This window comes from Novosphingobium clariflavum, assembly GCF_026420865.1.
In the GTDB taxonomy this organism is placed as follows: Bacteria; Pseudomonadota; Alphaproteobacteria; order Sphingomonadales; family Sphingomonadaceae; genus Novosphingobium; species Novosphingobium clariflavum.
Genome location: NZ_JAPCWC010000001.1, coordinates 181,966 through 194,736, shown reverse-complemented (window position 1 = coordinate 194,736; position 12,771 = coordinate 181,966). Strand labels below are relative to the sequence as shown.

The window sequence follows — 12,771 nt, the reverse complement described above, 5'->3', positions numbered from 1 at the left end:
TTTCCGGGCCAGACCACCGTGTCCGGACCGCGCGCAAAGGTCGGAATTTGCTGTGTTTGCCGACCATACCACCCACCCGCCGCCTATAACGTTTGCATAGCCTCCCACGGCCCCACCATCAGCGGCCTCGTCCAGCCCGCTACCTCTGGATCTGCACAACCATGACCTCCTTGCGTGCCTTCCTTGCCCGACAGCACCTTTCCACCAAAGTCACGCTGATGACCGTCAGCGCGCTGGCCCTGCTGGCCGGCACCCTGTTCATCAGCACCCGCGTGATGCTGATGAGCTCGGCCCGTGAACAGGGTGCGACCCAACTCGACACCAACATGCGCGTCGCCTGGAGCGTGCTGGAGACGCAGGGCAAGGGCTATGGCCTGCGCGACGGCGTGCTCTACGTCGGCAATACCCGCCTCGACGGCGACGATGCCGCGGTAGACCGGATCAAGGCGCTGGTCGGCGGCAATGCCACGATCTTCAACGGCGACACCCGCGTTGCCACCAACATCAAGAAGGACGACGGCACCCGCGCCGTCGGCACCAGTCTCGATCCCGGCCCCGCGCGCGACGCCGTGCTGGGCAAGGGACAGCCCTACCGGGGCGAGACCCGCATCCTCAACAAGCCCTATTTTGCCGCCTATGACCCGATCCGCGATGCCAGCGGCCAGGTCATCGGCATCCTCTACGTCGGCGTGCCCAAGGACAGCTTCTATGCGCAAGTGACGCGGCTGGGCTGGCAGATCCTGATCATCGCGCTGGTGCTCACCGCGCTTTGCGCCGCGGTCTGCATGCGCGCGGCCAAGCGCCTGTTCCAGCCGCTGCAGTCGGCCACCGAGACGATGGCCAGCCTCTCGCGCGGGCAGAACCACATCGAGATCGCCGACACCGCGCGCCCCGACGAGATCGGCGACATCGCCCGCGCCCTGCTGGTGTTCCGAGATGCGGCGATCACCAAGGAAGAAGCCGACCACCAGCAGCGTGAAGTCGTCGAGACGCTCGCCGCGCGGCTCGAACAGCTCTCCTCGGGCGATCTCACCGCCGCGATCGAACGCGCCTTCCCCGGTTCCTACGAGGAACTGCGCCTCAACTACAATTCGGCGCTGTCGGGCCTGCGCGAACTGATCGGCGCAACCGCCGCCAGCACCCATGCGATCCGCGGCGGTTCGTCCGAAATCGCCCAGGCCTCCGAAGACCTGGCCCGCCGCACCGAAGCCAATGCGGCCAACCTCGAACAGAGCTCGGCCGCACTCGTCGAGATCGACCAGCGCCTGCGCACCGGCACCGCTTCGGCCACGGCGACCGTCGCCCGCGCCGACCAGGCCATGACCACCGTCGACGAAGGCCGCACGATTGCCGCCCGCGCCGTCGACGCCATGCGCCAGGTGGCCGACAGCACCCGCGACATCGACAACGTGATCGAAGGGCTCGACAAGATCGCCTTCCAGACCCGCGCGCTGGCGATGAACGCGGCGGTCGAGGCCGGGCAGGCCGGCGATGCCGGACGCGGCTTCGCGGTTGTCGCCGATCTCGTCTCGGCGCTGGCGATCCGTTCGGAGGAAGAAGCCCGCAGCGCCCGCGAGCAGCTCACCCTCACCCGCACCGGCATCCTGACGGCAGTGGGGGCGGTGGAGCAGGTGGACGAGGCCTTCACCGGCATCGCCCAGGACATGGGACAGGTCCATGCCCTGCTCGGCGGCGTCGCCGGCGACAATGCCGCCGCCTCGGAAACGGTCAGCGAGATCACCACCGCGATCGGCGCGATGAACCTCGCCACCCAGCAGAACGCCGCGATGGTGGAACAGACCTCGGCCGCCGCGCGCAGCCTGACCTCCGAAGTCGACCGCCTGGCCGCGCAGGCGAGCACTTTCAAGGTCGCGTAAAAGCGCCCGTTTCCATCATCTCGAAAAATATTTGCGCATTCCGGGAAGGAAATCCTCGCCCCCGGTCTCTTACGTGGCACAACGGGAATTGAACCCGGCATGTGAGGGAGGGCGATACGCCAGGGGAGGCACAACAGGAACTCGCGCGCAGGCGCCGGATCGCGATCTGGACCGCGCGCGAGATCGTGCCCCACGAGGCGCGGGTCCGGCGCTGGCTGGCCCGTTCGCGCCTCTCGCCGGAGGATATCGACGAGGTGATGCAGGAAGCCTATTGCCGCATAGCCATGCTGCCCTCGGTCGAGCACATCGACCGGCCGCTCTCCTACATCTTCGCGATCGCCCGCAACCTCCTGCTGCGGCGCATGAAGCGCCAGCAGGTCGTGGTGCTGGAAGCCTTCAGCGAGATCGAGAACTGGTATGACGAGGATGCCCCCACGCCGGAGGAGCAGGCCGCCAGCCGCATGAGCTACGAGCGTGTGCTCGGCATCATCGCCCGCCTGCCCGAACGCTGCCGCCGGGTGGTGGAACTGCGCAAGATCGAGGGCTGGTCGCAGAAGGAAATCGCCGCCCACCTCGGCATGACCGAGAAGGCGGTGGAAAAGCAGGTGTGGAACGGCGTGCGCGCGATCCGTGCCGCCTTCGCTGCCTGCGAGGCCGAGAACGAACAGCGCCTCACGGATGGCCCGCGCCGGGAGGCCCGACGATGACCGGCGCCGATGACCGCGCCGCTGCCTTTGTCGCGCGCATGGACGGCGAGGCATGGAGCGAGGCGGACGAAGCCGAACTGCAGGCCTGGCTGGCCGAGGATCCGCTGCGGCAGGGGCTGCTGCTGCAGGTGCAGGCACAGTGGTACGCGCTGTCTGCCGCACCCGCCGAAGCAGGCGTTCCGCTCATGCACGACAACGGCGAAGCGGCGCCCGCCAAGCCCGCCCGCTTCGCGCGGCGCGGGCTGCTGGGCGGGATCGCGGCTTCGGCGGCGCTCGTCATGACCGGCCTGCACTGGCGCGGCGGACCTTCCGTCTACGAAACGAAACTCGGCGAGATCCGCCGCCTGCCGCTGCCCGACGGTTCGGTGATGACGATGAATTCGGGCAGCGAGCTGGCGGTCACCATGGCCCCGCGCAGCCGCGAGATCGAACTTGCACAGGGCGAGGCCTGGTTCGAAGTGGCCAAGGACGCAAAGCGCCCCTTCGTGGTGGCGGCGGGCGACGTCCGGGTGCGCGCGGTCGGCACCGCCTTTTCGGTGCGCCGGCGCGAAACCGGCGTGGAAGTGCTGGTCACCGAAGGCGTTGTCGAGACCTGGAGCACCGCGCCCGCAGGCGGGCCGGACCTGCACTTGCGCCTCGAAGCCGGAGACCGCGCCACGCTGAGCGCCCATGCGGTGATCGATTACGAGGCAGGCATGCCCACTTCGGTGGACCGCTCGCTGGCCTGGCGCGGCGGCATGATCGATCTTGGTGGGCGCACGCTCTACGAAGCCGCCAACGAGTTCAACCGCTACAACCCCCGCCAGATCGTCATCGCCGACCCGCGCGTCGCGCGCGAGCAGTTCGATGGGCTGTTCCGCATCAACGACCCGGAAGGTTTTGCCGAGGCGGTGAAAGCCAGCCTTGGCGTGGCGCTGGACACCAGCAATCCCGAGGTCATCCGTATTTCTCTCGATACCGCCGAAGAAAATGCATTTTCCGGGAAGGATTTTTCGGCGGAGTGACTCTTGAATAGTACGGGCTCGAAGAAGTCCGCAAAATCAATTTTTGGGGCGGATAATAATGCATAACAACAAGGTGCGCCATGCACTGTTCTCGACTGCGGCCATCGTCTGCGCCGTGGCCTCTCCGGTACAGGCAGCAGCCCAGACCCGCGAATTCGCCATCGATGCCCAGAGCGCCGAGACGGCAATCACCCAACTGGGCCGCCAGGGGGACATCCAGATCATCGCCGCACGGCGGCTGACGCGCGACGTGCGCACCAATGCGGTGCGCGGCGAAATGAGCGTCGACCAGGCATTGGCGCGGCTGCTGGCCGGCACCGGACTGGCCGCGCGGCGCACCGGCCCGGCCTCTTACGCGGTTGTCGGCAGCGCCAATGGCAATGGGCGCGCGCCCGCCAGCCCGACCCGCGCGGCGGCTGTCACCGTTCCGGTGGCGCTGGCGGCCGCTCCCGCCCCTGCGCCCCAGCCGGTCGCGGCGGCGGAACCGGCATCTGCGGATCCCGAAGCGCCGATCACCAGCGAGGACATCATCGTCACCGGCTTTCGCGGCAGTCTGATCCGCGCGCAGGACGTCAAGCGCCAGTCGATCAACGTGGTCGAAAGCATCATGGCCGAGGACATGGCCAAGATGCCCGACCTCAACCTGTCGGAATCGATCCAGCGCCTGCCCGGCGTCACCATCTCGCGCGAGGGCGGCGAAGGGCGCAACATCACGCTGCGCGGCTTCTCGCCCGACTTCACCCGCACCACGCTCAACGGCATGGAAGTGCCCGCCAGCAGCGACGGCCTCGATTCCGGCGGCTTCACGCTCAACGCAGGGCGCGCCTTCGACTTCCACGTCTTCGCCTCCGAACTGTTCAACCGCATCGACGTGCAGAAGACCCAGCGCGCCTCGATCGAGGAAGGCGGCATCGCCGGCACCGTGGACCTCTATTCGGCCAAGCCCTTCGACCATCCCGGCTTCCACGTCGTCGCCTCGGGCCAGGGCGGCTACAACACCGTCTCGCGCAAGATCGATCCGCGCGCCACGGTCATGGTCTCCGACACTTTCGCGGACGACACCATCGGCGTGCTGTTTTCCGCCGCCTATTCCAAGCGCACCGTCTATCAGGAAGGCTTTTCCAGCGTCCGCTGGACCTCGCCCTTCGTCAACGGCGACAGCTGGGCCGATACCGACCCCGAGGTCACCGGCACCCCCGAGAACTGCGGCGCCGCCGACAGCCTCGACTGCCTCTGGGCCCCGCGCCTGCCGCGCGCGGACTTCTTCGGCAACGACCAGAAGCGCCTCGGTCTTTCTGGCTCGATCCAGGCGCGCCCGCTCGACGGGCTGAAGCTGACGTTCGACGCGCTCTATTCGCAGCTCGACAACGACCGTTACAGCTACAACTCGATGGAGTGGCTGCTCACGCATGGCCCGGCGGGCAACTATGTCGGCCAGACCCCGCTGTCCTTCACCGTCGCGCCGGACGGCAAGCAACTGGTCGCCGCCGCCTTCGACGACGTCACCTCGTGGTATGAAAGCCGCCACCAGACCTCGACCTCGAAGTTCAGCCAGTTCGTGCTCTCGGGCGAATACGAGGCCAGCACCAGCCTGACCTTCGACGGCATGATCGGCAAGGCGCGCGACAGCGCTGACCGCAGCGAACTGCGCTTCTACGCCCGCTCGGTGCCGCACTACTATGCCTACGACTATACCGGCAGCCGCGACGTCGCCGTGGTCGACTACGGAGACTACGATCCCAACGACCCCGACAACTACGTCAACGCGCTGACCGCCGCCAACCGGCTCAACAAGGTGGTGAAGGACAATTTCACCGCCAAGGGCAATGCCAGGTTCCAGCAGAGCCGCTTCACCGCGCTTGCCGGCCTTGCCTACAGCCGCCGCATGGTGCGCTATTCCGAGGCGCAGGGCGCGCTGCCCAGCTTCGCGCCGCAGGACTACATGACCGCCTTCCCGATCAGCCACTTCGGCGACGGCGTGGTTTCGGGCGGATTGCCGACTTTCGCGGTGGTGGACTTTGACGCCATCGCCGGCTCGGGCATGTTCGACGACGGCTACACCGCCAATGTCGCAGCAGGCTGGAAAGTCGTCGAGAAGACCACCGGCGGCTACGGCGAGGTCATGGGCGACATGGACATCGGCACGATGATCCTGCGCCTCGATGCGGGCCTTCGCTACGTGCGCACCGACGTGGAATCGAGCGCGGTCATCGCCGGATCGCCGGTGGAGGTGAAGCGCCACTACGACAATCTGCTGCCCTCGTTCAACGCCGCGCTCAACGTGACCCCGCAAGTGGTTGCCCGCTTCGCCTATGCCCGCTCGATGACGCGCCCCGGCCTCGCCTCGCTCAACATCGCCAGCCCGGTCTTCGAATATACCACCCGCACGGTCAGCAACCTCGGCAGTCCGGACCTCAAGCCCTACCTGTCGGACGATTTCGACCTCGGCCTCGAATGGTACTTCTCGAAGAGCGGCCTCTTTGCCGTGGGGCTGTTCCAGAAGAACATCATCCGCTCGCTCAAGACCTCGGTGGTCGAGCAGATGGTGCCGCAGGAATACTGGGCGGCGATCTACGCCGATCCGCGCTACGACGCCTCCTACAATGCCGATCCCGCCTCGGTGCCCTACACCTTCTACAAGGCGGTCAATTCGTCGGACGGCGACAAGGTGAAAGGCGTCGAGGTGACGCTCAACCTGCCCTTCACGTTCCTGCCGGGGGTCTTCTCCAACTTCGGCATCGCGTCGAACTACACCCACGTGAAGGCACACGATTCCACCGGGCTTTCGCCCAATTCGTACAACTTCACGGGCTATTTCGACACCGGCACGATGGGCCTGCGCGTCTCGGTCAACAAGCGCGACGACTACCTGCTCAGCGAGCCGGGCGGCAACGGACACGTGCAGGAACGCAAGTACGGCCCGACGCAAGTGGATCTCTCGGCCTACTACAACCTGACCGAGCGGCTCAGCTTCAACATCCAGGGCATCAACATCACCAACGAGCGCGAGCGGATCTACGGCACCGGCGACGGCACGCAGTACCTCGTGCGCGAGTTCTCCCGCACCGGCGCGCAGTGGTTCGTGGGCGCCCGCTACCAGTTCTGAGGCGGCAACCGTTGCTCCCTGGGCCGCCATCCTCCCCCGGATGGCGGCCTCCTTGTCGTATCGAAGGAGGCATGATGACCCGAACGCTGCGCACCGGTCTGGCGCCTGCCCTGAGCCTTGCCCTGAGCCTTGCCGCGCTCCCCGCCTCGGCCCGCCAGGTGGACGACAGCTACAGCGTGGACCAGCGCTTCGCCCAGTATCGCGACCAGTTTCCCGGCATCGCCTGGCCTGCCGTGACCTGGCGCGAGGGGCAATCGGTGCTGTTCGACCGCCCCTACAAGACCGTGGGCGCGCGAACGCTCCATCTCGACGTGTTCCGCCCGGCCGCGGCCAACGGGCAAGGGCTCATGCTGGTCCACGGCGGCGCCTGGCGCTCCGGCTCGAAAACGCATTTCTACGCGCTCGCCAACCTGCTGGCACAGCGCGGCTATACCGTGTTCCTGCCCGAGTTCCGCCTCTCCGGCGAAGCGCCCTACCCCGGCGGCATGGAAGACATTGCCGAGGCGCTGCGCTGGACCCAGACCCATGCCGCCGAATTCGGCCTCGACGACGACCACATCGCCATCGGCGGCGCCTCTTCGGGCGGTCAGATGGCCGCCCTGCTCGCGTATGCGGGGCCTTCCGGTCTTTTCGGCAAAGTGCATGCCAATGCCCTCGTCGACCTCGACGGCGTGCTCGACATGGCCGATCCCGAGGCGCTCCGTTTCGAGAACGCAGCAGGCGACGCTTCCCCCTTTGCCCGCTGGCTGGGCGGCCGCTTCGAAGCCATGCCGCAGCGCTGGCAGGAGGCCAGCGCCGCCAGCCATGTGGGACCGCAGTCCCCCCCCACGCTGATCGTCGGCAGCGGCATCGCCCGCTTCACGGTCGGCAAGGACAAGGTCCTGGCCGCGCTCGAGCGGCACCACATCGCCCACCACGCCTTCGCCTTCACCGGTGCGCCGCACGACTTCTGGCTGTTCGCCCCCTGGCTTCCCATCGTTGCCGATCAGATCGACGGCTTCCTGCGCCCCCTCACCCCTGCAAAGGCCCGGAAATGATTGCCACCCGCCTCATCGCCCTGTCGCTGGCGTGCATGCTCGCCCTGCCTGCCCAGCCTGCCATCGCGGCCCCGCCCAGCGCCGAACTCGCCGTGAAACCGGATTGCAAGGGCAGCAAGGCCCGCTGCTACACCTCGATCGGCAGCGCGCTCGAAGCCGCCGCGCGCGATGACAGCGGGCGCTGGATCACCATCCGCGTGGCCGCGGGCGACTATGCCGAAAAGCCCGTCATCACGCGGGACCGCATCCGCCTCGTCGGTGCCGGACGCGGGGTGACGCGGGTGCATTTCGGCGCCGTCGCGCAGACCGCCAAGGCCTATCACCGCAATGGCTGGGGCACGCCGGGATCGGCCACGCTCACCATCAACGCGCGCGAGATCGCGGTGCGCGACCTCACCATCGAGAACACCTACGACTACCTCGCCAACGACCGCCTGCCCGAAGGCGCCGAGGCCAGGATCGCCAACCCGCAGGCCGCCGCCCTGCTGCTCGACATCGCGAGCGACCGCGTCCGGCTCGATCGGGTGGCGCTGCTCGGCTATCAGGACACGGTCTTCGCCAATGGCGGCCGCGCGCTGATCCGCGAGAGCCTGATCGCCGGCAATGTCGACTTCATCTTCGGCAATGGGCAGCTGCTGATCGAGGACAGCGAAGTGCGCACCCGCAAGCGCGCAGCGCCCTACACGCCCGGCGAATTCCAGTCCTTTGTCGCCGCCCCCTCGACCCCGCTGTCGCAGGCGCACGGCCTCGTCTTCTACCGCTCGCGCCTGACCCGCGAGGCCGGGGTGCCCGACCATGCGGTGGCGCTCGCCCGGCCCTGGCACCCCACCACCCGCTTTGCCGATGGCCGCTACGCCGATCCGCAAGCGGTGGGGCAGGCGCTGTTCGTCGACTGCTTCATGGATCGCCACATCCACCCCGACCACTGGACCGAAATGAACGGCACCGCGCGCGACGGCACGATGACGCAGGTGTTCCGAGCGCAGGATTCGCGCTTCGCCGAAACCGGATCGACCGGCCCCGGTGCCCCGGCCCGCGCCATCGGCATGACCTGGGTCTCCCCCCATACGATCGCCGCGATCCGGCGCGACATCATGACCGGGATGCCCTAGGGCGCGTGGACAAATTCGAGCGGACGTTTACGCCCCGTTGCGGACAACAACGGCATATGGCAGCCAAAGGTATGACGAAACCAATTCTGGCTCTTGTCCTCATGTTGGCAATAGGAGATCCTGCCTTGGCGGATCAGAAAGATTGTAATCCTGAGCTGCATGCAATCGCAGATAAATGCGGGATTCCTCGTGAAAATCTGAAGTGGATCGATGGTAGTGTCCGATGGCTCAAGCCTGAAACCTCATCCTACGATCAGGCGACATGCGTGTTCGAGCAACTCAAGATGAGCGGCATACCCATGAAGCAAGGCTTCGTATCGGATGGCGGCTAACCACCCAATCAGACCAAACCCGCTCAGCCTGAGCTTGTCGAAGGCCCTGAAGCGGGGCGCTGGGCCCCCATGCTTCGACAAGCTCAGCATGAGCGGGGTGTTTGGGGCAGCGTCCGCTTACCACCCAACTCGGTCGCTCCGTTCCCCGCTGAATTTGTCAGCATCGAATCAACTGCTCTAAGATTTTGGTTTTACGCGTTTTCCGAGTCATCAGGTGATTCCACCTGTTTAGAAAACGCTCTAGCGGATCGGATAACTCGCCAGCTTCACGTGCAGCACTTGCGGCGCCGCGGTGAAATTGAGACCCCAGTCGACCTGATCGCCGTTCCACACGCGCAGGAACTGCCACTTGCCTGCGGCATCGTACGTGCCCTCCTCCACGCGGTCGAGGATGAGGTTGGCGGCTTTTGGATCGGCCAGCCCAAATTCCACGCGGGCGAAGTAGCCGGTGACGAGGTATTCGTCCGGGCCGATCTCGGCAATGGCGACGCCGCCGGTGGGCTTGGCATTGCCCTTGGGGTCGGTAGGGCCGAAGTCGCCGCTGCCGAAACTGGCGGTGGCCACGTACTTGCCGAGCGGGATCACCTGCTTGTGGCCATCGGCAGGGTCTTCGGGTTCGGACGCGCCCCAGACCTTGCCTTCGAAGGCCAGCTTCGCCCAAACGCGCGCCATCCTTGCGAACAGCGCGTAGTTGGCCGCGAACGGCGCGATCGCCTCGTCGTCCAGCTTCGATCGGAGCGGCAGGCTCGGGCGATAGCGCAGCGGGTCGAGACCGAAGGGCGACCAGCCGATCGCACCGCGCCCCATCGCGGCAAAGAAATGCCGCGCATATTCGGGAGCGTGCCCGGTCTCGGGCACGAACAGTGCGTTGTCCGGCCGCGCGTAGGCATCGAGAAAGCCGAGATAGGCCTTGTGCTTCGGGTTGTAGATGTCGGGCGCCACCATATCGAGGTGCGGGGCGGCGGCCTTGTAGACGTCGATCACGGTATTGGCCGGGCCGCCGCTGGCGTAAGTGTTCGGGTCCTGCCAGGTAAAGGGATCGCCGGGCAGCGCGGCGTTGACATACATCGGCAGCGGCTTCACCGCCTTGCCCGCCGCCGCCACCTTGTCGATGTAGCCGGCGACGTGCCAGGCATGGAAATAGAGTTCGGCATCACGGCCGAACAGCGCGGTCCAGCTGCCGGCGGGCTTGCCGAGGCGCTTCCTCAGCGCTTCGGGCACGGGCGCGGCAAAGGCGGCATCGGCCTCTGGCGAATGGTCGCGGGCGAGGCCGTAGGAGCCGGCCTCGTTCTGCACCTGCAGCATGATGACGGTGTTCTGCCGGTCGACCTCTGCCAGATGCCGCATCAGCGCGGCAAAAGCCTTGCTGTCTGCCGCCAGGGTCGCCTTGCCGAAGGGGGAGAGGGCGTAATGCAGGGTCCCGTCCGCCCGGCGCATGCGCGGGAAGCGGGCATTGTCCAGCTTCACCCAGCGCGGGGCATATTGCGGGTTGGTGTTCTTCCAGGTGCCGAACCACAGCAGCACCAGCCGCACGTTCTGCGCCCGCGCCTGTTCGAGAAGCTGGTCGACGATGGTGAAATCGAAGCGGCCTTCCTCGGGCTCGATCTGCTCCCAGCCCACCGGCACTTCCACGGTGTTGACGTGCATCGCCGCCATCATCGGCCAGACCTTGGGCAGCGTTGCGGGCCATGCGCTGGAGTTGTTGATCTGCGCTCCCAGCATCAGGAAGGGAGCGCTATCAACAATCAGCGCATGGCGGCCGTCGCGGGTGGCGATATGGGGCACCTCGTCGGATGCGGCCCATGCCGGCAAAGGGGTAACTGCAAGCGCGGCACAGAGGGCAGCGCCAAAGGTCATGGCGGTCTTCCAGGTGCCTTTCATGGCGCTTCAGGGTCCTTTAGGGTATCGTTCTGTGCGTTTAGGTACAGGCCAGTGCTCAGGCGATCCCGCGCCCCTCGATCTTCACCACCGGCACCGTGCCGAGCCCTTGCGGCAGGTCGATTTCCATCGCCTCTGCCCCTTGCCGGAACGGCACTGCACCGCCGCCGAGCAGGGTGATTTTTGCCACCTGCCCCTTGCCCGCCTGCGCCATCGCGCGGCGGCCCAGCGCCTTGACGGAAAGCGGCTTTTCGGGCGCCGCCAGCGCAAACAGGTAGAGCGCCCCGTCCTTCACGGTGAAGCGCACGTCACCCTCGACGAAGCCCTTGAATCCGCCCTCGTTCTGCATGCCCACCGAAAGCACTGTCGGCCCCTCGCCATACCTGTGCCAGGGCCGCGATCCGAACACCGCCTCGCCGTTCACCGCCATCCAGCGGGCGAGGTCGTCGAGGATCTTCTCCTCCTCGCCATCGATGGTGCCGTCGCCGCGCTGCGGGATCGAGAGCAGCAGGTTGCCGTTCTTCGAAATCACATCGGCCAGCCGCTGGAGCACGCCCTGCGCCCCGACATAGCTCTTCTGCGTGAAACGGTCGCGGTTGTAGAACCAGTCGCCGATGCAGGTGTCGGTCTGCCAGGGCTCGTCCCAGAGGTGGTCGGTGAAGCCGCGCTCCACGTCCTGCACCAGCCCGAATCGGGCATAGGACTTGAGCTGCTTGGCGGTCAGCACCACGTCGATCTTGCCGTGCCATTCGATCGAGCGGTTGTAGTAGTCCGCCGCCGCCGCGAGGCCGTACTGGCCAAAGGGCAGCTCGTAGTTGTCGAAATAGCAGAAATCCGGGCGATACTTGGCGACGAGGTCCATCTGGCGCAGCAGCCACTGGCGCGCGAAGGTCTCGTCCCCCGGCGGCGCGGTTTCGAGCCACTGGCCGTCGTTCCTGTCATGCCATTCGTTCATCGCCGCGATGGAATCGATGCCATCGGGGGCGACCATGTGGCGGCCGGTATAGAGTTCCTGCGGGTCCAGCCCGTCCCACCACTTGCCCGCGCCATCGGCCTTGGTGAGGCGATAGGCGTCATAACGCTCGCCCTTGCGCGGGCCTTCGGGATCGTAGGCATAGGCGGGCTGATACCAGTGCCAGGCATGCGAGATATGGTTGGAGACGCCGAACTTGAGCCCGGCTGCCCGCGCGGCCTTCTCCCATGTGCCCACCACGTCGCGGCCCGGTCCCACGCGTTTGGAGTTCCAGGCATGGTGCGCGCTGTCGAAACAGTCGAGATTGTCGTGATGGCAGGCGAGCGAGACGAAATACTTCGCCCCTGCCTTCACGTATCGCTGCATCAGCGCTTCCGGATCCCAGCTTTCCGCCTTCCAGCGGTTCTGGATCTCCATCATGCCGGTATCGGCGGGATGGCCGTAAGTCCTCAGATGATGTTCGTACATCGGATGCCCCTGCATGTAGAGGAAGCGTCCGTACCAATCGCCCTGCTCGGGCACCGCCTGCGGGCCCCAGTGCGACCAGATGCCGAACTTGGCATCGCGGAACCAGTCGGGATAGCGATAGTGCTCGACCAGCGAGGCCCAGTTGGCCTGTACTGGCCCCGCAGCCGCTCCGGTCGAGGCGGCAGCGGCAGCAAGCGGCCGCGCAGCGGCACCTGCGGCAAGCGCGCCCGCCAGAAAGCGGCGACGATCCGGTCTCAGCCCCTTCACGGGGTGCACC

9 protein-coding genes are annotated in these 12,771 nt (G+C 66.5%); 7 read left to right on the top strand and 2 right to left on the bottom strand.

Annotated elements, in window-relative coordinates:
* The first annotated feature begins 161 nt into the window (after positions 1–161).
* The 7 genes from OKA11_RS00745 (at position 162) to OKA11_RS00715 (ending at position 9,175) form a co-directional block, all read left to right on the top strand.
* Positions 162–1,877 carry a methyl-accepting chemotaxis protein gene (locus tag OKA11_RS00745; protein WP_267218308.1) on the top strand — a complete coding sequence of 572 codons (1,716 nt, stop codon included), beginning with the start codon at positions 162–164 and terminating at the stop codon, positions 1,875–1,877.
* Positions 1,878–1,978: 101 nt separating this feature from the next.
* Positions 1,979–2,584, top strand: coding sequence for an RNA polymerase sigma factor (locus OKA11_RS00740; protein WP_267218306.1), 606 nt, complete (start codon positions 1,979–1,981; stop codon positions 2,582–2,584).
* A complete protein-coding gene (locus OKA11_RS00735) occupies positions 2,581–3,588 on the top strand; it encodes a FecR family protein (RefSeq protein WP_267218305.1) in 1,008 nt (335 codons plus the stop codon). The genes OKA11_RS00740 and OKA11_RS00735 overlap by 4 nt, the downstream gene beginning before the upstream one ends.
* Before the next feature lie 58 nt (positions 3,589–3,646).
* Positions 3,647–6,694 carry a TonB-dependent receptor gene (locus OKA11_RS00730; protein WP_267218304.1) on the top strand — a complete coding sequence of 1,016 codons (3,048 nt, stop codon included), beginning with the start codon at positions 3,647–3,649 and terminating at the stop codon, positions 6,692–6,694.
* Positions 6,695–6,768: 74 nt separating this feature from the next.
* Positions 6,769–7,731 carry an alpha/beta hydrolase gene (locus tag OKA11_RS00725; protein ID WP_267218303.1) on the top strand — a complete coding sequence of 321 codons (963 nt, stop codon included), beginning with the start codon at positions 6,769–6,771 and terminating at the stop codon, positions 7,729–7,731.
* Positions 7,728–8,843 carry a pectinesterase family protein gene (locus tag OKA11_RS00720; protein ID WP_267218301.1) on the top strand — a complete coding sequence of 372 codons (1,116 nt, stop codon included), beginning with the start codon at positions 7,728–7,730 and terminating at the stop codon, positions 8,841–8,843. The genes OKA11_RS00725 and OKA11_RS00720 overlap by 4 nt, the downstream gene beginning before the upstream one ends.
* Before the next feature lie 5 nt (positions 8,844–8,848).
* A complete protein-coding gene (locus tag OKA11_RS00715; protein ID WP_267218300.1) occupies positions 8,849–9,175 on the top strand; it encodes a hypothetical protein in 327 nt (108 codons plus the stop codon).
* 240 nt (positions 9,176–9,415) lie between these two features.
* Here the strand turns inward: OKA11_RS00715 and OKA11_RS00710 are convergent, their stop codons facing one another.
* The gene (locus OKA11_RS00710) at positions 9,416–11,056 is read right to left on the bottom strand and encodes a DUF5597 domain-containing protein (protein WP_267218299.1); all 1,641 of its coding nucleotides are present in this window, start codon (positions 11,054–11,056) and stop codon (positions 9,416–9,418) included.
* Between the two features lie 55 nt (positions 11,057–11,111).
* Positions 11,112–12,761 carry an alpha-L-fucosidase gene (locus OKA11_RS00705; protein ID WP_267218298.1) on the bottom strand — a complete coding sequence of 550 codons (1,650 nt, stop codon included), beginning with the start codon at positions 12,759–12,761 and terminating at the stop codon, positions 11,112–11,114.
* Between the last annotated feature and the right edge of the window lie 10 nt (positions 12,762–12,771).

What these genes read in the sequence shown, in the direction of transcription:
- OKA11_RS00735 (WP_267218305.1), top strand. Translation starts at nt 2,581, where the DNA reads ATGACCGGCGCCGATGACCGCGCCGCTGCCTTTGTCGCGCGCATGGAC.
- OKA11_RS00725 (WP_267218303.1), top strand. Translation starts at nt 6,769, where the DNA reads ATGACCCGAACGCTGCGCACCGGTCTGGCGCCTGCCCTGAGCCTTGCC.
- OKA11_RS00745 (WP_267218308.1), top strand. Translation starts at nt 162, where the DNA reads ATGACCTCCTTGCGTGCCTTCCTTGCCCGACAGCACCTTTCCACCAAA.
- OKA11_RS00710 (WP_267218299.1), bottom strand. Translation starts at nt 11,056, where the DNA reads ATGAAAGGCACCTGGAAGACCGCCATGACCTTTGGCGCTGCCCTCTGT.
- OKA11_RS00730 (WP_267218304.1), top strand. Translation starts at nt 3,647, where the DNA reads ATGCATAACAACAAGGTGCGCCATGCACTGTTCTCGACTGCGGCCATC.
- OKA11_RS00720 (WP_267218301.1), top strand. Translation starts at nt 7,728, where the DNA reads ATGATTGCCACCCGCCTCATCGCCCTGTCGCTGGCGTGCATGCTCGCC.